Consider the following 20,006-nt stretch of genomic DNA (forward strand, 5'->3'; position numbering starts at 1 on the left):
GCCAGGAGATAACATCGAAATGACAATAGAGTTAATTCATGCAATCGCAATGGAACCAGGATTAAGATTCGCAATAAGAGAAGGAGGAAGAACGGTAGCTTCTGGAGTTGTTGCAGAAATTACTAAGTAATCTTACTTAAATATTATGAATCAAAATTAAGTGAAATTTAGTTCATATAAAAGGGGCTTTGTCCCCTTTTATAATGCTAAAAAAGCTTGGTAAAAAAAGTTTTGAATAAAAACAAAAAACATTTGCTTTTTGTAAAAAATATGATATAATTACCAGAGTGTACAAAAGAATTATTTAATTCTTTTAATCGAAACTTTTAAGGAGGTGCGAAAAGTAAAATGGCTTCTAATAAGTTAAGAATTTACTTAAAAGCTTATGATCACACTTTATTAGATCAATCAGCTAAAAAAATAGTGGAAGTTGCAAAGAAATCTGGAGCAGAAATTGCTGGACCTATGCCACTACCTACAAAGATTAAAAAGTATACTGTACTAAGATCAGTACACGTGAACAAAGACTCGAGAGAGCAGTTCGAGATGAGAGTGCACAGAAGAATGGTAGAGATTAAGAACTCTAACCCTAAGACAATTGCTTCTTTAACAGCAGTTAACTTACCAGCTGGTGTTGGAATCGAAATAAAACAAGCATAATAGTTTGTAAAAAAGGTTCTAAGAGAAAAAGCAAACAGCTGATTTTCGGGTAATTTGATGCTAATTGAAGAATTAAATTATCCTTACATAATAATACAAGTTGGCGGTTTTTTTTTAAAGAAAAGTGGTGGAACCACGAGGGCAAGTTGTCAACCAATATATTATTTGATGGAGGTAAAACATGTCAGGAATTTTAGCAAAAAAAATTGGAATGACTCAAATTTTCGAAAATGGAAAATTTATTCCAGTTACAGTTGTTGAAGCTGGACCAAACTTCGTTCTTCAAAAGAAGACAGTAGAGAATGATGGATATGCAGCTTTACAATTAGGATTTGACGAAAAAAGAGAAAAAAATACTACAAAGCCATTAATGGGAATTTTTAACAAAGCTGGGGTTAAACCTTTAAGATTTGTTAGAGAGTTAAAAGTTGATTCAGTAGAAGGAATCGAACTTGGACAAGAAATTAAAGTGGATACTTTAGCAGAGGTTGCTTTCGTAGACATCACTGGTACTTCAAAAGGTAAAGGAACATCTGGAGTTATGAAGAGACATAACTTTAGTGGAAACAGAGCTACACACGGTGTTTCTAGAAACCATAGACTTGGAGGATCAATAGGAATGTCGTCTTGGCCTGGAAAAGTTCTTAAGAACAAAAAAATGGCTGGACAATATGGAAATGCAACTGTAACAGTTCAAAACTTGAAAATTGTTAAAGTTGACGCAGAAAACAACTTACTACTAATTAAAGGTGCAGTACCAGGTCCTAAGAACGGATATATCGTTGTTAAACCAGCTGTAAAGAAATAATTAGTTAGTAGATGAGGAAGGAGGAAAATAATGGCAGTTTTAAACATATATGACTTAGCAGGTAACCAAACTGGTACTGTAGAAGTTAAAGATTCTGTATTTGGAATCGAGCCTAATCAAGCAGTTTTACATGAAGTGTTAACTGCAGAGTTAGCAGCTGCTAGACAAGGAACTGCAGCTACTAAAACTAGAGCTATGGTTAAAGGTGGAGGAAGAAAGCCTTTCAAACAAAAAGGAACTGGAAGAGCTAGACAAGGTTCTATTAGAGCTCCACATATGGTAGGTGGAGGAGTTACTTTCGGACCACAACCAAGATCATACGATAAAAAAGTAAACAAAAAAGTAAGAAATCTTGCTTTAAGATCAGCACTTTCTGCGAAAGTTGCTGCTGGAGAAATTTTAGTTCTTGATGGAACTTTAGAAACTCCAAAAACAAAAACGATAATCGCTTTAACAAATGCTTTAACAGCAAAGACAAAGCAATTATTCGTAGTAAACGACCTTGCTACAGAAGCTGATTACAATTTATATTTATCAGCTAGAAACTTAGAGAACGCAGTAGTTCTTCAACCTAATGAGATTGGAGTATACTGGTTATTAAAGCAAGAGAAAGTTATCGTAACTAAGGAAGCGTTAACGACAATTGAGGAGGTGCTTGCATAATGACTGCTTACGATATCGTAAAGAAGCCTGTAATCACTGAAAAAACTGAAATTTTAAGAAGAGATTACAACAAGTACACATTTGAGGTAAGTACAAAAGCAAATAAAGTTGAAATCAGAAAAGCGATTGAAACTATATTTAACGTAAAAGTTGAATCTGTAGCGACATTGAATGTAAAGCCAGTTACTAAAAGACATGGAATGAAACTTTACAAGACTCAAGCTAAAAAGAAAGCAATCGTTAAATTAGCTGCTGGAAATACAATTACTTACTTCGCAGAAGTATAATTGAAAAATAATTAGAAGTTTAGTTCTTTAAGAAAAGGATAAAGCTAAAGATAATTATAGGTCAGGAAATTTTGGAGGTTAACAAAACATGGCAATTAGAAAGTTAAATGCTATAACTAATGGTACTAGACACATGTCTAGATTAGTTAACGATGATTTAGATAAAGTTAGACCTGAAAAGTCTTTAACTACTCCATTAAAATCTGCTTATGGTAGAGATAACTATGGACACAGAACTTGTAGAAATAGAGACAAGGGACATAAGAGACTTTATAGAATCATCGACTTTAAAAGAAATAAATTAGATGTACCTGCAAAGGTTGCATCATTAGAGTACGATCCTAATAGAACTGCAAATATTGCATTACTATGGTACGTAGACGGAGAAAAGAGATATATTCTTGCTCCAAAGGGACTTAAAAAAGGTGATATCGTAATGGCTGGTTCAAATGCTGAAATAAAGCCAGGTAATGCTCTTAAATTAAAAGAGATGCCTGTTGGATCACAGATACACAATGTTGAGTTACAAAGAGGAAAGGGTGGACAATTAGTTAGATCTGCAGGAACTGCAGCAAGACTAGTTGCAAAAGAAGGAACTTACTGTCACGTACAGTTACCATCAGGTGAATTAAGATTAATTCATGGAGAATGTATGGCAACAATCGGTGAAGTAGGAAATTCTGAGCATAGCCTAGTTTCACTAGGTAAAGCAGGAAGAAATAGACACAAAGGAAGAAGACCTCATGTTAGAGGATCTGTAATGAACCCTTGTGATCATCCACATGGTGGAGGAGAAGGTAAAGCTCCAGTAGGAAGAAAATCTCCAATGACTCCATGGGGTAAACCAGCTCACGGTGTAACAACAAGAGGAAGAAAAACTTCTGATAAGTTTATCGTAAGAAGAAGAAACGAAAAGTAATTTTCGAGAGGAGGCTAATAGGTAATGGCTAGATCATTAAAAAAAGGACCTTTTTGTGACCACCACTTAATGAAAAAAGTTGAAGAAGCAGTAGCTACTGAGAACCTAAAAGCGGTAATAAAGACTTGGTCAAGAAGATCAACAATATTCCCTAACTTTATAGGATTAACATTTGGTGTTTACAACGGTAAAAAGCATATACCAGTTCATGTAACTGAACAAATGGTTGGGCATAAACTAGGAGAGTTTTCACCAACAAGAACATATTATGGTCATGGTGTTGACAAAAAGAAAAAGAAAAAATAATTCAATTTTATTTAAAATTGATAGTATGAAAAGGAGGTTGTAATAGTGGAAGCTAGAGCAATAACTAGATTCGTAAGATTATCTCCGAGAAAAGCTAGACTTGTAGCAGACTTAGTGAGAGGAAAATCAGCATTAGACGCTTTAGATACGTTAGAATTTACTAACAAAAAAGCAGCTAGATTTATAAAGAAAACACTAGCATCAGCAATTGCTAATGCAACTAACAACTTCAATATGGATGAAGAAAAGTTAGTAGTATCAACTATAATGATAAATAACGGACCAGCTCTAAAGAGAATCATGCCAAGAGCAATGGGAAGAGCAGATATAATAAGAAAACCAACAGCACACATTGTTGTGGCAGTGTCTGAAAAGTAGTAAGGAGGTAAGACTGTGGGACAAAAAGTAGACCCTAGAGGACTAAGACTTGGAATAACAAGAACTTGGGATTCTATCTGGTATGCAGATAAGAAAGAATACGCAAAGTTCTTCCATGAAGATATAAAAATCAGAGAAATGATTAAGAAGAACTACTTCCACGCGGGAATTTCGAAGACAAAAATCGAGAGAACTTCTCCATCACACGTTGTAGTTTTAATACACACAGCTAAAGCTGGTATAATCATTGGAAGAAAAGGTTCTGAAATAGAATCTTTAAGAGCTAAACTTGAAACATTAACTGGAAGAAAAATTACAGTTAAAGTTCAAGAAGTTAAAGAGTTTAACAAAGATGCAACTTTAGTTGCTGAAAATATAGCTACATCTATTGAGAAAAGAGTAGCTTATAAGAGAGCAGTAGGTCAAGCTGTTATGAGAGCTATGAAGTCTGGAGCAAAAGGAATCAAAGTTATGGTTTCTGGAAGATTAAATGGTGCTGAGATCGCAAGATCTGAGTGGGTAGTAGAAGGTAAAGTACCTTTACATACACTAAGAGCAGACATTGATTATGCAACAGCTACGGCACATACAACTTACGGAGCTCTTGGAATCAAAGTTTGGATCTTCCACGGTGAAGTACTTCCAACTAAAAAGGAAGGAGGGGAAGCGTAATCATGTTAATGCCTAAAAGAACAAAACATAAAAAAATGTTTAGAGGAAGAATGAAGGGTACAGCTCAAAGAGGTAACACTGTTGCTTTCGGAGATTACGGATTACAAGCCCTTGAACCTGCTTGGATAACAAATAGACAGATTGAATCTTGTAGAGTTGCAATCAACAGAACATTCAAAAGAGAAGGTAAAATTTTCATTAGAATATTCCCTGATAAGCCAATTACTGCTAGACCAGCTGGAGTAAGAATGGGTAAAGGTAAAGGAAACGTAGAAGGTTGGGTATCAGTAGTTAAACCTGGAAGAATAATGTTCGAGGTATCTGGTGTTACTGAAGAGAAAGCGCTAGCAGCTTTTAGAAAAGCTACTATGAAACTTCCTATTAGATGTAAGATTGTAAAAAGAGAGAACGGTGGTGAGAACTAATGAGAGCTAAGGAAATAAGAGAAATATCTAGTGAAGACTTAGTAGTAAAGTGTAGAGAGCTAAAGGAAGAATTATTCAACCTAAAGTTCCAACTATCATTAGGACAGGTAACTAACACTGCTAAGATAAGAGAAGTAAGAAGAGAGATAGCAAGAATAAACACTATATTAAACGAAAGATAATTAAATCTATTGTTGAAAATGTAGATTCTTAAGAAGAGGAGGTCAAAATCTTGAGAAACGAGAGAAAAGTAAGAGAAGGTATTGTTGTTTCAGATAAGATGGACAAGACGATAGTTGTTGCTATCGAAACAATGACATTACACCCAATCTACAAGAAGAGAGTTAAGAAGACTATGAAATTCAAATCACACGATGAGAATAACGTAGCTCAAACTGGAGATAAAGTAAGAATCATGGAAACTAGACCATTATCGAGAGATAAAAGATGGAGACTAGTTGATATTATAGAGAAAGCTAAATAATAATCCAAATTATTGTTGAGAGGAGGATAATTTAATGGTACAACAACAAACTATCCTTAATGTTGCTGATAACTCTGGAGCTAAAAAACTTATGGTAATAAGAGTTCTAGGTGGGTCTAGAAGAAGATTCGGTAGAATCGGTGACATTGTTGTGGCATCAGTTAAGGAAGCAATACCTGGTGGAAGCGTTAAAAAAGGAGACGTAGTAAAGGCAGTTATTGTTAGAACAAGAAAAGAATTAAGAAGAGATGATGGATCATACATCAAATTTGATGATAATGCAGCAGTTATCTTAGATAGTAAAAATGAGCCTAAAGCTACAAGAATATTCGGTGTAGTGGCAAGAGAATTAAGAGCTAAAAACTTCATGAAGATAATTTCACTAGCTCCAGAAGTAATATAATTGAGAGAGGAGGCTAAACGTGGCTAAACCTAAGATTAAATTTGTACCAGAGTCATTACATGTAAAAACTGGAGATACAGTTTTCGTAATATCTGGAAAAGATAAAGGAAAAACAGGTAAGGTTGTAAAAGTGTTCCCTAAAAAGGGAAAAGTTGTTGTTGAGAATATTAACATGGTAACTAAACACATGAAACCTTCACAAATAAACCCACAAGGTGGAGTTGTAACTAAATCAGCACCACTATTCTCTTCAAAAGTAATGTTATTTGATGAGAAAGCTGGTAAACCAACTAGAGTTGGATACAAGCTTGTGGATGGTAAAAAAGTAAGATACTCTAAAGTATCTGGAGAAACTTTATAAGAGAGGAGGGAACGTAAGTGTCTAAATACGCTTCTAGATATCATAAATTATATAATGAAACGATAATAGCTAACCTTGTAAAAGAATTAGGGTTATCGAACGTTATGGAATGTCCAAAATTAGATAGAATAGTTATTAACATGGGTGTTGGAGAGGCAACTCAAAACGCTAAGTTAATAGATTCTGCAATGGCTGATTTAGCTATAGTTACAGGACAAAAGCCAGTTGTAAGAAAAGCAAAAAAATCTGAAGCTGGATTTAAGTTAAGAGAAGGAATGCCAATCGGTGCAAAAGTTACTTTAAGAAAAGAGAAAATGTACGATTTTCTAGATAGATTAGTAAATGTAGTTCTTCCAAGAGTAAGAGATTTCGAAGGAGTTCCAGCGAATTCATTTGACGGAAGAGGAAACTACTCTTTAGGATTAAGAGATCAATTAGTTTTCCCTGAAATCGAGTTTGATAAAGTTGACAAGCTTTTAGGAATGTCTATCACTATAGTATCTTCAGCTAAAACAGATGAAGAAGGAAGAGCTTTACTTAAGGCATTTGGAATGCCTTTCAAAAAGTAATATAGTGAGGAGGTTAAGAATCAATGGCTAAAAAGTCAATGATCGCTAGAGAAGTTAAGAGAACAACTTTATGCGATAAATATGCTGAAAAAAGAGCTGAACTGAAGAAGAGAATCAATGAGGGAGATATTGAAGCTATGTTTGAGCTGAATAAATTACCTAAGAACTCTTCAGAAGTTAGAAAGAAAAATAGATGTCAATTAGATGGAAGACCAAGAGGATTCATGAGAGAATTCGGAATTTCGAGAATTAAGTTCAGACAGTTAGCAGGTGCTGGTCTTATTCCAGGTGTAACGAAGTCATCTTGGTAATTGATGAAAGGAGGATTTAATAGATGTTTTTAACAGATCCAATTGCAGATATGTTAACAAGAGTTAGAAATGCAAATGCTGTAATGCATGAGAAAACAGATGTTCCTCACTCTAACATGAAAGAGAAAATCGCTGAGATTTTAAAACAAGAGGGATATATTTCTAACTACAAAATAGTAACAGATGGAAATAAAAAGAATATAAGAGTATACTTAAAGTATGATGGAAAAGAAAGAATAATCAAAGGAATCAAGAGAATATCTAAGCCAGGAAGAAGAGTTTACTCTTCTGTAGAAGATATGCCAAGAGTATTATCTGGTTTAGGAATCGCTATAGTTTCAACTTCTAGAGGAATCATAACTGATAGATCAGCTAGAAGAGAAAACATTGGTGGAGAAATCCTTGCATTCGTTTGGTAATAACTAGGAGGTAACCATATGTCAAGAGTAGGTAAAAAGATCATAGTGGTACCTGCTGGGGTAGAAGTTACATTAGCTGCTGGAAATGTAGTTACTGTAAAAGGACCTAAAGGTACTTTAACTAAAAAGTTTAACGAAGAGTTAACAATAAATATAGAAAACAATGAAATCACAGTTGAAAGATCTAATGATTTACCAGCTGTAAGATCTATTCATGGAACTACAAGAGCTTTAATGAACAATATGATCATTGGAGTTTCTGAAGGATTCAAGAAATCTCTTACACTTGTTGGAGTTGGATACAAAGCTGCTGAGAAGAATGATGGATTAGAGATGGCTTTAGGTTATTCTCACCCAGTTATAATCAATGCTGTTGAAGGAATAAAAATGACAGTTGAGAAAAATACTACTATCCACATTGAAGGAACAGAAAAAGATATCGTAGGACAAGTTGCTGCTGATATCAGATCTAAAAGAGCTCCAGAACCTTACAAAGGAAAAGGAGTTAAGTATTCTGACGAAATAGTTAGAAGAAAAGAAGGTAAGAAATCATAATACTAACTATTAATAGTTAGTATGCTGAGAATAAGGAGGTTAAAACGTTGTTTAAGAAAGTTAATAGAGACGCTATTAGAAGAAGAAAGCACTTATCTATCAGAAATAAAATTTCTGGTACAGCTGAGAGACCAAGACTTTCTATATATAGATCAAACAACAACATCTTTGCTCAATTAATTGATGACGTGAATGGAGTAACTTTAGTTTCTGCATCTACAATCGATAATGAGATCAAAGGAGATGTAACACACGGTGGAAACATCGGGTCTGCTAAGCTTGTTGGAAAAGCAATAGCTGAAAGAGCTGTAGCACAAAATATATCTGTTGTAGTATTCGACAGATCTGGTTATAAATACACAGGAAGAGTAGCTGCCCTTGCAGAGGCTGCAAGAGAAGCAGGACTTAAATTCTAATTCTTGTAGAGAGGAGGACTTCACTTGTCTAAGTTAGTTAAAGAAGAAAAACAGTTTCAAGAGAAACTACTGAAGATTTCTAGAGTTTCTAAGACAACTAAAGGAGGAAGAACTATATCTTTCTCTGTTTTAGCTGCAGTAGGAGACGCCAATGGAAATGTTGGAATGGGATTAGGAAAAGCGAATGGTGTACCTGATGCAATCAGAAAAGCAATCGCCGCTGCTAAGAAAAACATGGTAAAGGTTTCTTTAAAAGGAACAACTATTCCTCACGAAATAGTTGGTAAATGGGGAGCTACATCAATTTGGATGGCCCCAGCTTATGAAGGTACGGGAGTTATCGCAGGATCATCTTGTAGAGAGGTTCTTGAGTTAGCAGGAGTACATAACATCCTTACAAAAATCAAAGGATCAAGAAATAAGCACAACGTTGCAAGAGCTACAATTGAAGGTTTAGCATTACTAAGAACTGCTGAACAGGTTGCAGCTTTAAGAGGAAAAGAAGTAAAGGAAATCTTAAGCTAGGAGGTAAAAAAAGATGGCAAAGCTTAGAATAGAGCTTGTAAAGAGCATAATCGGAAGAAAGCCTAACCATATAGCTACTGCAAAGTCGCTAGGGCTTAAGAAGATGAATGATGTTAGAGAGCATAACGTGACTCCTGAGTTAAAAGGGAAAATCGCTCTAATTTCTTACCTAATAAAAGTAGAGGAGGTGCAATAATCAATGAAATTAAATGAATTAAAGCCTTCTGTACCAAGAAAAGCTAGAAAAAGAATCGGAAGAGGAGAATCTTCAGGTTTAGGAAAAACTGCTGGAAAAGGAAGCAATGGTCAAAACTCTAGATCTGGAGGAGGGGTAAAACCTTACTTCGAGGGTGGACAAATGCCTTTATACAGAAGAACTCCAAAAAGAGGATTCTCTAACGATAGATTCAGAAAAGATTATGCAATAATAAACTTATCTGATTTAAATAGATTCGAAGAAGGAACTGAAGTAACTCCAGAGTTATTAGTAGCTGCTGGAATTATCAAGAAAGTTCTTTCAGGAATTAAGGTTTTAGGAAATGGAGAACTTGAGAAAACAGTTTCTGTTAAAGCTCATAAAGTATCTACTTCTGCAAAATCAGCTATTGAAGCAAAAGGTGGATCTGTAGAAATTATAGAAGTTAAAACTTTTGCTGATGTAGCAAAGAACTAACACACATCTAGTTATTAAAAATGTGGGGTGAAGAATTTTGGGTTTAATTGAAAAGTTTGAAACGAAGCTTAGAGGTATATTTAAAATTCCGGAACTGAGAGAGAGAATCATCTTCACCTTGTTAATGTTCCTAGTAGCTAGGGTAGGGACTTATATCCCTGCTCCTGGCGTGGACATTGATCGTTTAGCTCAAATGACTGCCCAGAGTAGTTTACTAGGATACATTAATATGTTCTCAGGTGGGGCTTTCCAAAGAGTATCAATATTTGCATTGGGAATTGTTCCTTATATCAATTCATCAATTGTATTTAGTTTACTTTCAGTAATTATTCCAAAAATTGAAGAGATTCAAAAAGAAGGTGAATCTGGAAGAAACAAGATAACTCAATGGAGTAGATATCTGACAATTATAATAGCTATAGTCCAAGGAATTGGAGTATGTACTTGGTTACAATCTGTAGGATTAGTAACAACACCAGGATTTACATTTTTCTTATCAACAATAACAACTTTAACGGCAGGAACAATATTTTTAATGTGGGTAGGGGAACAAATATCTATCAAAGGGATAGGTAATGGTGTTTCGCTACTAATATTTTTAAATGTTATTTCCGGAGCCCCAGGAGCTGTTATTCAAACTATACAAGATATGAGAGGGAGTAAGTTTCTTATTCCTGTTTTATTATTAGTAGGATTTGCTGCAATCTTAACAATTGCAGGTATTGTTGTATTCCAATTAGGACAAAGAAAAATACCAGTTCATTATGTAGGAAGAGGATTTGCCGGAAACAATGGAATGGGTCAAAATTCATATATACCTTTAAAGTTAAATAGTTCTGGTGTTATGCCCGTTATATTTGCTTCGGTTGTTATGATGATACCTTCTTTAGTAGTAAATGTTCTTCCAGCAGAGTTTTCTGGAAAAGTAATACTTGCTAGAATATTTAGTGACCAGCATCCTGTATATTTAATACTATTTGCTGCTGTAATTATATTCTTCTCGTTCTTCTATACTTCTATAGTTTTCGATCCTGAAAAGGTTGCTGAAAACTTAAAACAAGGTGGAGGTACGATTCCAAGTATTAGACCTGGAGCAGATACAGCTGATTATCTTGAAGGAGTTGTAACTAGAATAACTTGGGGTGGAGCTATATTTTTAGCTTTAATCGCAATTGCACCAATGGTACTATTTAAAACTTTTGGACTACCAGCATTTTTTGGTGGAACGGGTATAATAATAGTTGTTGGAGTGGCTCTAGATACGATACAACAGATAGATGCTCATCTTATCATGAAAGAGTATAAAGGATTTTTATAAAATCTTGGCACGGCATATGTCGTGCCCTTTTTATTTAAAAACAAAGGAGATGAAATTAATGAACATAATGTTATTTGGAGCACCTGGTGCAGGAAAAGGAACTCAAGCAAAGTTCATAATTGATCAGTATGGAATTCCACAAATTTCTACTGGAGATATGTTAAGAGCAGCCATAACAGAAGGTACAGAAATGGGAATGGAAGCTAAAAAATTTATGGATGAAGGTAAATTAGTTCCTGATTCTACAATCATAGGAATAATAAAAGATAGACTTTCTGAAGAAGATTGTAAAAAAGGATTTATTTTGGATGGATTCCCAAGAACACTAGCTCAGGCAGAGGCTTTAGAGTTACTTTTAAAAGATTTAAGTATGAATTTAGATAAAGTAATCTCTTTAAATGTTCCAAATGAATTAATAGTTGGAAGAGTTATTGGAAGAAGAGTTTGTCCAAGCTGTGGAGCATCTTTCCATGTTGAAAATAATCCGTCAAAAGTAGAAGGAAAATGCGACTATTGTGGATCAGATTTAATTTTAAGAAAAGATGATAATAAAGATACTGTTGAAAAAAGATTATCAGCTTACCATGAACAAACAGCACCTTTATTTAATTTCTATACAGAAAGAGGAGTAATGGTTGAGTTAGATGGGACTAAAGAAATAAATGAGATTGCTAAGGAAATCTTTAATATTTTAGGATAACTTTTAGAAACCTAGAAAGGAAAATTATGGTTATATTAAAAACTAGAGAAGAAATAGAAAAAATAAAAAAGCCATGTCAACTAATAGCTAAATTGTATGCAGAATATTTACCTCAGTATATAAAGCCAGGCATATCAACTTATGAATTAAATAAAATTATTGAAAAATATTTGATTGAAAATGGAGCAGAATTAGCAACAGTAGGAGTTGGAGGACCAATAAATCCATATCCAGCAGGCTCTTGTATCTCTGTTAATGAAGAAGTAGTTCATGGTGTTCCAAAAGAAAATAAAATTCTTCAAGAAGGAGATATTGTCAGTATTGATGTAGTAGCTAGAATGGATGGCTTTTACGGAGATTCTGCAATAACTTTTCCTATAGGAAAAGTCGATGAAGAATCACAAAAATTAATTGATGTTACAAAAGAAGCAAGAAGAATAGGAATAGAGCAAATATTTGCAGGAAATAGATTAGGGGATGTTGGAAATGCCATCCAAAAATTTGTTGAATCAAATGGCTTTACTGTAGTCAAAGATTTTGCTGGTCACGGAGTAGGGAAAGCTATGCATGAAGATCCTTGTATACCTAACTATGGAAGAAAAGGTAGAGGTATAATGATTGAGGAAGGAATGGTTTTAGCAATCGAACCAATGGTAAATATTGGTACTTATAAAGTGAATATAACCAATGATGGGTGGACAGTGGTAACAAGAGATAGAAAGCGTTCAGCTCACTTCGAACACACTGTTGCCGTAATAGACGGAAAACCTGTTATTTTAACTGAGTTAACTCAATAAAAACAAGAAAAAATAGTTAAAATTAAGCTAGACTTTTTGTAAAATAAATGTTAAAATAATATGAATTTCTGTTCGATAGGAGGTAGTATGTCGAAAAAGGATGTTATCGAATTAGAAGGAACTATATTAGAAGCCCTTCCAAACGCGATGTTTAAAGTAGAGTTAGAAAATGGACACACAATTTTAGGGCACATTTCTGGAAAAATGAGAATGAACTATATCAAAATTTTACCAGGAGATAAAGTAACGGTACAAATTTCTCCTTATGATTTATCTAGGGGAAGAATAGTATACAGAAAAAAGTAAAGTTATGATCACGAGAGGAGGTAATTAAGTGAAAGTAAGAGTATCAATTAAGCCTATTTGTGACAAATGTAAAGTTATCAAGAGACACGGAAAGATCAGAGTTATCTGTGAAAATCCTAAGCACAAACAAGTACAAGGATAACTTGAAAAGTTTTGCAAATTAGTACTGACATGGGAAGTACTGTAAAGGTATGTTAGGCTGTAGAGCTAGTACTCGAAAGAGGCATACCGAAGAAAGTCTTAGTCGGTTTATATACTGACGGATATATAAAATTTTCGGAAGAGGAGGAAAAATTTTGGCTAGAATCGCAGGAGTAGATATTCCTAGAAACAAAAGAGTTGAAATATCTTTAACTTATGTTTATGGAATTGGAAAACCAACTTCACAAAAAGTATTAACAGAAGCTGGAGTAAACTTTGACACTAGAGTAAAAGATTTAACTGAAGAAGAGTTAAATAAAATCAGAGCCATTGTTGAAAATGTAAAGGTAGAGGGAGATCTTAGAAAAGAGATCAGACTTGCAATAAAAAGACTTATGGATATCAGATGTTATAGAGGTTCAAGACATAAAATGAACTTACCTGTAAGAGGACAAAAGTCAAAAACAAATGCAAGAACTAGAAAAGGACCTAAAAAGCCTATAAAAAGATAGTTTTAAGCTAATTATAGTGGCAGTTAAAAGAACGGAATTTTATTGTAAGGAGGTAGCTTAAAAAATGGCTAAGAAAAAAGTAGCTAAAATCAAGAAGAAACTGAAAAATATTCCTAATGGAATAGCTCATATACACTCAACTTTCAACAATACAATAGTAGCAATTACTGATGTAGAAGGTAAAGTAGTAAGCTGGAAATCAGGAGGAACTTCTGGTTTTAAAGGAACTAAAAAAGGAACTCCATTTGCGGCTCAAATAGCAGCTGAGCAAGCAGCTCATATCGCAATGGAAAATGGAATGAAAAAGGTTGAAGTTAAAGTTAAAGGACCTGGATCAGGTAGAGAGGCTTGTATCAGATCTTTACAAGCAGCTGGATTAGAGGTTACAAAAATAACTGATGTTACTCCAGTTCCACATAATGGATGTAGACCACCAAAAAGAAGAAGAGTGTAATAAAACACTTTTTAAGCTCATTATCGTAGTATTTATTAAGTGTAAGGAGGAAAAATAAAGAGATGGCAAGAAATAGACAACCTGTTTTAAAGAAATGTAGAGCTCTTGGAATTGATCCAGTTATCTTAGGAGTAAATAAATCTTCTAATAGAGGACCAAGACCAAATGCAAATAAAAAGCCTACAGAGTATGCAATACAGTTAAAAGAAAAGCAAAAAGCTAAATTTATATACAATGTAATGGAGAAGCAATTCAGAAAATTATATGAAGAGGCTTCAAGAAAGGATGGAGTTACTGGTTTAACTTTAATCCAAAACCTAGAGAGAAGATTAGAGAACGTAGTTTACAGACTAGGATTCGCTAAAACTAGAAGACAATCTAGACAAATTGTATCTCATGGACACGTTGCAGTTAATGGAAGAAAAGTTAACATTGCATCTTACAGAGTAAAAGCAGGGGATATCGTATCTGTACTTGAGAACTCAAAAAATATTGAGATAATCAAATCTGCAGTAGAAGAGAAAACAGTTCCAGCATGGTTAGAGTTAGATAAAGCTAACTTCGTAGGAAAAGTTCTTCAGAACCCAACTAAAGATGATTTAGATTACGATCTAAATGAAGCTTTAATTGTTGAGTTCTATTCAAGATAATAGATCCTTTGATAGGAGTTGATTAAATGTTAAAAATAGAAAAACATGCTAAAGGTATTAACATTACCGAATTAAAAACAAATGACTTTTCTGGTCAATATGTTATAGAACCACTTTATAGAGGTTATGGACATACAATTGGTAATGCTTTGAGAAGAGTTTTACTATCATCTATACCAGGTGCTGCAATCAAAGGAGTTAGAATTGATGGAGTACTAAGCGAATTTTCAGTTATGGAAGGTATAAAAGAAGCCGTTACTGAAATAATGCTGAATGTTAAAGAGGTAGTAATAAAGGCAGAAACTGCCGGTGAAAGAAAAATGACTCTTTCTGCAAAAGGACCTAAGACTGTTACAGCTGCTGATATAATACCAGATATAGGATTAGAAATTGTAAATCCAGATCAAATTATTTGTACACTAACTACAGATAGAGAAATCGATATGGAATTTATAGTTGATACTGGTGAAGGGTTTGTTGTTGCTGAAGAGATAGAGAAAAAAGATTGGGCTGTAGATTTTATAGCTGTTGATGCTATTTATACACCAATTAGAAAAGTATCTTACTCAGTTCAGGATACAATGGTTGGAAGAATGACTGATTTTGACAAGTTAACTCTTGATATTGAAACTGATGGAAGTGTAGAAATAAGAGATGCAATTTCTTATGCTATAGAACTTTTAAAGTATCATTTAGATCCTTTCTTAGATTTAGGAAATAGAATGGATCATTTAAGAGTAGATCTTGAAGAAGAAGAAGAAACTCCAACATCAACTAATAAAGTTGATGACATAATGAATACAAGAATAGAAGAGCTAGATTTAACAGTTAGATCATTTAATTGTTTAAAAAAAGCAGGAATTGAAGAAGTAGGACAATTGGCTAAAATGTCAATGAACGAACTTTTAAAAATAAAAAATCTAGGAAGAAAATCACTAGATGAGATTCTTGAAAAGATGAAAGAACTTGGGTTCGATCTGAATGGAAATGGATCTGTAGAATAATTAAGATAAGGAGGCTAACTGACTAATGAACCACAATAAATCATATAGAAAGCTAGGGAGAAGATCTGACCATAGAAAAGCTATGTTAATGAACTTAACAATATCTCTAATTTTATCAGATAGAATAGAAACTACTGTTACTAGAGCAAAAGAGCTTAGAAAATTTGCTGAGAGAATGATAACTCTTGGTAAAAAAGGAACTCTTGCTCATAGAAGACAAGCATTTGCTTTCTTAAGAAGCGAAGAGGCTGTTGCTAAAATATTTAACGATTTAGCTCCAAAATATATGGAGAGAAACGGTGGATATACAAGAATCATGAGAACTTCTGTAAGAAGAGGAGATTCTGCTGAAATGGGTATAATCGAGTTAGTGTAATCTAACTAGATCAAAAGAGAACTACAAAGTAGTTCTCTTTTTTTATACTTTAAAATTTATATTAATACACAAACATGTACTTAAATTTATCTTTTGAATTTTAAGTCGATTAAAATAATCTCAAAACAAACAAAAATAATTGCAAAATAATAAAGATTATTATATAATATATTCGTAAAGTGCCAAGGGGGACTTATAATTTTTTATTATTATTTGGAGGTTAAAATGTTAAAAGGAACAGTAAAATGGTTTAATAAAGAAAAAGGATTTGGTTTTGTAACTTGTGAAGAAGGAAATGATTATTTTTTACATTTTACAGGAATTATAGGGGAAGGGTTTAAATCTTTAGAAGAAGGACAAAATGTATCTTTTAAAGTTGAAGAAGGAGATAAAGGTCCTTTAGCTAAAGAGGTAACAGCAGTTTAAAAAAAACCAAGAGTGAAATTAAAATTTCACTCTTTTTTTTTTATAAAAAAATCAGAAAATATGCTAAAATATAATATATTATATTTTAAGGAGATTTTAATGATATTAGGATTAACTGGTGGTATAGGAAGTGGAAAATCTACAGTTAGTAAGATATTCTTATCTATGAAATTAAAAGTTTTAGATGCGGATTTAATAGCTAAAAATATTTTAGAAAGTGATGAAGTTAAAAAAGAGCTTCAAAATAAAATTGGAAAAGAATTTTTTTTTTCTGAGTCAACTAAAATAGACAGAAAAAAATTAAAGAAAAAAATATTTAGTGATCCTGATAAATTAAAAATTTTAAATGAAATTATTCACCCGAAAGTTTTGGCTATTTATAAAAAAATTTATGAAGAATATATAATAAAAGATGAAGTTATAATATTTGATGTACCATTACTTTTTGAAATTAATTTAGATAAATATTGCAATAAAGTTATTGTAATAGATATAGATCCAGAAATTCAAATAAAAAGAATTAAAGAAAGAGATGGAATCGAAGAAAATTTGATAATGAAAATAATTTCATCTCAAATATCAAGAATTGAAAGAAATAGTAAAGCTGATATTCTTATAGATAATAATGGAACATATGAAGAATTAGAATTTAAAACAAAACAAATTATAGAAGATATAAAGAGAGGTAAAATATGAAAATAGTTGCTCCAGCAGGAAGTATAGAAAGATTTTATGCTGCAATAAAAGCAGAAGCTGATGAAATATACATGGGATTGAAAGGATTTGGTGCAAGAAGAAATGCAGTAAATTTAACTCTAGAAGAATACAAAGAAGCTTTAGATTATGCTCATGAAAGAGGAGTAAAAGTCTTCTTGACACTAAATACAATAATGATGGATGTTGAAATCGAAGCGTTATCAATTAATTTAAAAGAACTTTATAAACATGGCTTAGATGCTGTAATAGTACAAGATTTTGGATTAGCCAAGTTCATTAAAGAAAATTATCCACAATTAGAATTACATGGAAGTACTCAGATGACAGTAGCTAATCATATAGAAGCAAATTATTTAAAATCTATAGGATTTCAAAGAGTTGTTTTACCGAGAGAGTTATCTTTTGAAGAAATAAAAGAGATCAGAAAAAATACAGAAATAGAGCTAGAAATATTTGTATCAGGGGCTTTGTGTATATCTTATTCTGGAAATTGTTATATGAGTAGTTTTATAGGTGGACGTAGTGGAAACAGAGGAATGTGTGCACAGCCATGTAGAAAAAAATATATATCAACAAAAGAAGAAACTGGATATATTTTAAGTCCTAAAGATCAACTTTATGGATATGATGAAATTCAAAAATTAAAAGAAATTGGAATAGATAGTATAAAATTAGAAGGAAGAATGAAAGAACCTAATTACGTTTTTCAGACGGTTAATTATTATAAAGATTTAATTAATGGAAAAAATGTAGAAGAAAGAAGTTCTCAAATTTTTAATAGAGGATATAGTACAGGTTATTTTTATAAAGAAAGACCTGAAATAATGAATAAAGAGTTTGCAAGTCATTTAGGAAAGAATCTAGGAGAATTAAAAGAAAATCATTTAAAATTAAAAGAAAAAGTTATTTTAGGTGACGGAGTGACATTTCTATCTAAAGATTATGAAAAACTAGGCGGAATGTATATAAATAAAATAGATACAAGATTTGAAAGAGGAAATAAAGATGCTAATGCTGGTCAAACATTAGTTTTAAGAGATTTACCAGAAGGTACAAAGTATGTTTACAAAAATTATTCTAAAGAGATTAGTGACTTAATAGAACAAAGATTAAAAACAACAGATAAAAAACATTTAATAGAATTTAAATTTATTGGAAAAATAGGAGAAAAAGCTAAAATAAAAGTTTCAACATTAAATAACAGATTAGAATTAATAACAGCAGAACTAGAATCGATAGATTATATAGTAGCTGCTAAAAACAAAGGAACTTCAAAAGAAGTAATAGAAGAAAAAATTCTAGAAATTGGAGATACTACTTTTAAAGGAATTTTAAAAAATATAGAAATTGAAGATAATATATTTTTACCAATTTCAGTTTTAAAACAAATGAAAAGAGATGTTGTAAAAGAGCTTTTAGAAAAATTAATTTTGAGCTATAGAAGAGATTCAGAAGAAGAGATTAAAAAAATATTGAAAAAGGATAATATTGAAAAAAATGCTATTCTTTCAGCAATAGTTTCAAATATTACTCAAAAAGAACTTTTAGAAAGTCTAGGAATAGAAAAAATTTATTTTAAAGGTTATGATGTAGCTAGAGAAGGAGTCTTAGATAGAATTGATTTAAATAATAAATTAGCAACAAATTTATATCAAGCACTTGATAATAAAAATAAAAAAATAACTTTAAGTTGGAATTTAAATATATCTAATCGTTATGCATTTGAGCATTTTTCAGAATTAAAAAATGTAGAGACAATAATTATTTCTCCTGAAATTAGTTATAGAAGATTAGAGGAGATAGGTGAAACAAACTTAAAAAAAGCAATATTGGCTTATGGTAGACCAAGAGCTATGTATACAGAGTTATCTTTAGGAGATAAAATTATTGAAAATGAACAAGGGGATAAGTTTACAATAATTCAGAATGATTTAGGAAATAGTGAAATATATCTAGAAAAACCTTTAAATATTTTGGAAGATAAGAAATATTTAGAAAGTATAGGTATATCTGAACTAGTTTTAGAATTTACAACAGAAACACCTGAAGAAATAAGAGATGTTTTAAAAAACAAAGGAGAATATAGATCTTATAATTATGAAAAAGGGGTATTTTAAATGAATTTAAAATTAGTTAGAAACTTAGCAACAGTATTTGGTTTAGGAGATATGCCAGTAGCTCCAGGAACGTTTGGAACTTTAGGTGGAATTCCGATTTATATTGGTCTAATTTTATTAAAAAGAGTCTTTCCAAATAACATGATATATAACTCTTTTTATTTTATGTTTTTAATGACATTCTTTGCAATATCAGTTTATATATGTGATATCGCAGAAAGAAAGATTTTTAAAGAAAAAGATCCTCAAAAAGTTGTAATAGATGAAGTTTTAGGATTTTTAACTACGTTGTTTTTAATAAATCCAGTAGGAATATATCAAACTATTATGGCAATAGTAATTGGATTTGTAATATTTAGATTTTTTGATATAACAAAAATAGGACCTATTTATAAATCACAATTTTTTGGAAATGGTGTAGGGGTAGTTTTAGACGATTTTTTAGCAGGAGTAATTGGTAATTTCTTAATGGTTTGTATATGGACAATATTTTTCTAAGAGGCTGATGTCTGTATAAATAATTCTATAAAAATCTATAAAAACTTCGACTTATTTTTATTTTAATTGTAAAATTAAATCGAGGTGATAAAATGTATTCAATAGGTAAATTTTCAAAACTATTAGGAGTAACAACACAAACACTCAGAAATTGGG

At 32.1% G+C, this 20,006-nt stretch carries 35 protein-coding genes and 1 pseudogene; all 36 read left to right on the plus strand.

What is annotated here, in order from left to right:
* A pseudogene (tuf, locus tag ACRCZX_RS06115) lies at positions 1-130 on the plus strand (elongation factor Tu); the annotation flags it as partial.
* A 218-nt stretch (positions 131-348) separates the two neighbouring features.
* A complete protein-coding gene (rpsJ, locus tag ACRCZX_RS06120) occupies positions 349-660 on the plus strand; it encodes a 30S ribosomal protein S10 (protein WP_023050803.1) in 312 nt (103 codons plus the stop codon).
* A 181-nt stretch (positions 661-841) separates the two neighbouring features.
* On the plus strand, positions 842-1,468 hold the full coding sequence (gene rplC, locus ACRCZX_RS06125) for a 50S ribosomal protein L3 (RefSeq protein ID WP_438582048.1): 627 nt from the start codon (positions 842-844) through the stop codon (positions 1,466-1,468).
* 30 nt (positions 1,469-1,498) lie between these two features.
* Entirely contained in the window at positions 1,499-2,131 is a 633-nt protein-coding gene (gene rplD, locus ACRCZX_RS06130) for a 50S ribosomal protein L4 (protein ID WP_438582049.1), read from the plus strand.
* Positions 2,131-2,418 (plus strand): 50S ribosomal protein L23, encoded by a 288-nt coding sequence (gene rplW, locus ACRCZX_RS06135; RefSeq protein ID WP_438582050.1) that lies wholly within the window; start codon positions 2,131-2,133, stop codon positions 2,416-2,418. Before rplD ends, rplW begins: the two co-directional genes overlap by 1 nt.
* 88 nt (positions 2,419-2,506) lie before the next feature.
* Entirely contained in the window at positions 2,507-3,337 is an 831-nt protein-coding gene (gene rplB / locus ACRCZX_RS06140; RefSeq protein WP_438582051.1) for a 50S ribosomal protein L2, read from the plus strand.
* Positions 3,338-3,361: 24 nt separating this feature from the next.
* Positions 3,362-3,643 (plus strand): 30S ribosomal protein S19, encoded by a 282-nt coding sequence (gene rpsS, locus ACRCZX_RS06145; protein ID WP_438582052.1) that lies wholly within the window; start codon positions 3,362-3,364, stop codon positions 3,641-3,643.
* 45 nt (positions 3,644-3,688) lie between these two features.
* The gene (rplV, locus tag ACRCZX_RS06150; RefSeq protein WP_438582053.1) at positions 3,689-4,021 is read left to right on the plus strand and encodes a 50S ribosomal protein L22; all 333 of its coding nucleotides are present in this window, start codon (positions 3,689-3,691) and stop codon (positions 4,019-4,021) included.
* A gap of 15 nt (positions 4,022-4,036) precedes the next feature.
* A complete protein-coding gene (gene rpsC, locus ACRCZX_RS06155) occupies positions 4,037-4,693 on the plus strand; it encodes a 30S ribosomal protein S3 (RefSeq protein WP_438582054.1) in 657 nt (218 codons plus the stop codon).
* Between the two features lie 2 nt (positions 4,694-4,695).
* A complete protein-coding gene (rplP, locus tag ACRCZX_RS06160; protein ID WP_438582055.1) occupies positions 4,696-5,118 on the plus strand; it encodes a 50S ribosomal protein L16 in 423 nt (140 codons plus the stop codon).
* Positions 5,118-5,300 carry a 50S ribosomal protein L29 gene (gene rpmC / locus ACRCZX_RS06165; protein ID WP_438582056.1) on the plus strand — a complete coding sequence of 61 codons (183 nt, stop codon included), beginning with the start codon at positions 5,118-5,120 and terminating at the stop codon, positions 5,298-5,300. The genes rplP and rpmC overlap by 1 nt, the downstream gene beginning before the upstream one ends.
* A 50-nt stretch (positions 5,301-5,350) precedes the next feature.
* On the plus strand, positions 5,351-5,602 hold the full coding sequence (gene rpsQ / locus ACRCZX_RS06170; RefSeq protein ID WP_294094498.1) for a 30S ribosomal protein S17: 252 nt from the start codon (positions 5,351-5,353) through the stop codon (positions 5,600-5,602).
* 34 nt (positions 5,603-5,636) lie between these two features.
* Positions 5,637-6,005, plus strand: a complete 369-nt coding sequence (gene rplN, locus ACRCZX_RS06175) for a 50S ribosomal protein L14 (RefSeq protein WP_438582057.1) — start codon at positions 5,637-5,639, stop codon at positions 6,003-6,005.
* Positions 6,006-6,024: 19 nt separating this feature from the next.
* The gene (gene rplX, locus ACRCZX_RS06180) at positions 6,025-6,366 is read left to right on the plus strand and encodes a 50S ribosomal protein L24 (protein WP_438582058.1); all 342 of its coding nucleotides are present in this window, start codon (positions 6,025-6,027) and stop codon (positions 6,364-6,366) included.
* A gap of 17 nt (positions 6,367-6,383) precedes the next feature.
* The gene (gene rplE, locus ACRCZX_RS06185) at positions 6,384-6,935 is read left to right on the plus strand and encodes a 50S ribosomal protein L5 (RefSeq protein ID WP_438582059.1); all 552 of its coding nucleotides are present in this window, start codon (positions 6,384-6,386) and stop codon (positions 6,933-6,935) included.
* A 23-nt stretch (positions 6,936-6,958) separates the two neighbouring features.
* Complete coding sequence (gene rpsN / locus ACRCZX_RS06190; RefSeq protein ID WP_438582060.1) at positions 6,959-7,246, plus strand: 30S ribosomal protein S14; 288 nt, start codon at positions 6,959-6,961, stop codon at positions 7,244-7,246.
* Between the two features lie 23 nt (positions 7,247-7,269).
* Entirely contained in the window at positions 7,270-7,665 is a 396-nt protein-coding gene (gene rpsH / locus ACRCZX_RS06195; RefSeq protein ID WP_438582061.1) for a 30S ribosomal protein S8, read from the plus strand.
* A gap of 18 nt (positions 7,666-7,683) precedes the next feature.
* Positions 7,684-8,220: a 50S ribosomal protein L6 gene (gene rplF, locus ACRCZX_RS06200; RefSeq protein ID WP_438582062.1), complete on the plus strand. Its 537-nt coding sequence runs from the start codon at positions 7,684-7,686 to the stop codon at positions 8,218-8,220.
* A gap of 47 nt (positions 8,221-8,267) precedes the next feature.
* Entirely contained in the window at positions 8,268-8,636 is a 369-nt protein-coding gene (gene rplR / locus ACRCZX_RS06205) for a 50S ribosomal protein L18 (RefSeq protein ID WP_438582063.1), read from the plus strand.
* 24 nt (positions 8,637-8,660) lie between these two features.
* A complete protein-coding gene (rpsE, locus tag ACRCZX_RS06210) occupies positions 8,661-9,161 on the plus strand; it encodes a 30S ribosomal protein S5 (RefSeq protein WP_438582064.1) in 501 nt (166 codons plus the stop codon).
* Between the two features lie 13 nt (positions 9,162-9,174).
* Positions 9,175-9,357 (plus strand): 50S ribosomal protein L30, encoded by a 183-nt coding sequence (gene rpmD / locus ACRCZX_RS06215; protein WP_438582065.1) that lies wholly within the window; start codon positions 9,175-9,177, stop codon positions 9,355-9,357.
* Between the two features lie 3 nt (positions 9,358-9,360).
* Positions 9,361-9,834, plus strand: coding sequence for a 50S ribosomal protein L15 (gene rplO, locus ACRCZX_RS06220; protein WP_438582066.1), 474 nt, complete (start codon positions 9,361-9,363; stop codon positions 9,832-9,834).
* Positions 9,835-9,871: 37 nt separating this feature from the next.
* Positions 9,872-11,152, plus strand: a complete 1,281-nt coding sequence (secY, locus tag ACRCZX_RS06225) for a preprotein translocase subunit SecY (protein WP_438582067.1) — start codon at positions 9,872-9,874, stop codon at positions 11,150-11,152.
* Positions 11,153-11,210: 58 nt separating this feature from the next.
* Positions 11,211-11,852 (plus strand): adenylate kinase, encoded by a 642-nt coding sequence (locus tag ACRCZX_RS06230; RefSeq protein ID WP_438582068.1) that lies wholly within the window; start codon positions 11,211-11,213, stop codon positions 11,850-11,852.
* A gap of 26 nt (positions 11,853-11,878) precedes the next feature.
* Positions 11,879-12,649: a type I methionyl aminopeptidase gene (gene map / locus ACRCZX_RS06235; RefSeq protein WP_438582069.1), complete on the plus strand. Its 771-nt coding sequence runs from the start codon at positions 11,879-11,881 to the stop codon at positions 12,647-12,649.
* Between the two features lie 87 nt (positions 12,650-12,736).
* Entirely contained in the window at positions 12,737-12,955 is a 219-nt protein-coding gene (gene infA / locus ACRCZX_RS06240; RefSeq protein ID WP_040407300.1) for a translation initiation factor IF-1, read from the plus strand.
* 28 nt (positions 12,956-12,983) lie between these two features.
* Positions 12,984-13,097: a 50S ribosomal protein L36 gene (rpmJ, locus tag ACRCZX_RS06245; protein ID WP_040407302.1), complete on the plus strand. Its 114-nt coding sequence runs from the start codon at positions 12,984-12,986 to the stop codon at positions 13,095-13,097.
* A 154-nt stretch (positions 13,098-13,251) separates the two neighbouring features.
* Complete coding sequence (gene rpsM / locus ACRCZX_RS06250; RefSeq protein WP_438582070.1) at positions 13,252-13,608, plus strand: 30S ribosomal protein S13; 357 nt, start codon at positions 13,252-13,254, stop codon at positions 13,606-13,608.
* A 64-nt stretch (positions 13,609-13,672) separates the two neighbouring features.
* Positions 13,673-14,062 (plus strand): 30S ribosomal protein S11, encoded by a 390-nt coding sequence (gene rpsK / locus ACRCZX_RS06255; RefSeq protein ID WP_438582071.1) that lies wholly within the window; start codon positions 13,673-13,675, stop codon positions 14,060-14,062.
* Between the two features lie 62 nt (positions 14,063-14,124).
* On the plus strand, positions 14,125-14,712 hold the full coding sequence (gene rpsD, locus ACRCZX_RS06260) for a 30S ribosomal protein S4 (protein ID WP_438582072.1): 588 nt from the start codon (positions 14,125-14,127) through the stop codon (positions 14,710-14,712).
* Positions 14,713-14,738: 26 nt separating this feature from the next.
* Positions 14,739-15,716: a DNA-directed RNA polymerase subunit alpha gene (locus ACRCZX_RS06265; RefSeq protein WP_438582073.1), complete on the plus strand. Its 978-nt coding sequence runs from the start codon at positions 14,739-14,741 to the stop codon at positions 15,714-15,716.
* A 25-nt stretch (positions 15,717-15,741) separates the two neighbouring features.
* A complete protein-coding gene (gene rplQ / locus ACRCZX_RS06270; RefSeq protein ID WP_438582074.1) occupies positions 15,742-16,092 on the plus strand; it encodes a 50S ribosomal protein L17 in 351 nt (116 codons plus the stop codon).
* Between the two features lie 225 nt (positions 16,093-16,317).
* Positions 16,318-16,518 (plus strand): cold-shock protein, encoded by a 201-nt coding sequence (locus ACRCZX_RS06275; RefSeq protein ID WP_438582075.1) that lies wholly within the window; start codon positions 16,318-16,320, stop codon positions 16,516-16,518.
* A 99-nt stretch (positions 16,519-16,617) separates the two neighbouring features.
* A complete protein-coding gene (gene coaE / locus ACRCZX_RS06280; RefSeq protein WP_438582076.1) occupies positions 16,618-17,214 on the plus strand; it encodes a dephospho-CoA kinase in 597 nt (198 codons plus the stop codon).
* Positions 17,211-19,352: a peptidase U32 family protein gene (locus tag ACRCZX_RS06285; protein ID WP_438582077.1), complete on the plus strand. Its 2,142-nt coding sequence runs from the start codon at positions 17,211-17,213 to the stop codon at positions 19,350-19,352. Before coaE ends, ACRCZX_RS06285 begins: the two co-directional genes overlap by 4 nt.
* Positions 19,353-19,850 (plus strand): phosphatidylglycerophosphatase A family protein, encoded by a 498-nt coding sequence (locus ACRCZX_RS06290; RefSeq protein WP_438582078.1) that lies wholly within the window; start codon positions 19,353-19,355, stop codon positions 19,848-19,850.
* The last annotated feature ends 156 nt before the right edge of the window (positions 19,851-20,006 follow it).

It is taken from the genome of Cetobacterium sp. (genome assembly GCF_051658645.1).
GTDB lineage: Bacteria > Fusobacteriota > Fusobacteriia > Fusobacteriales > Fusobacteriaceae > Cetobacterium_A.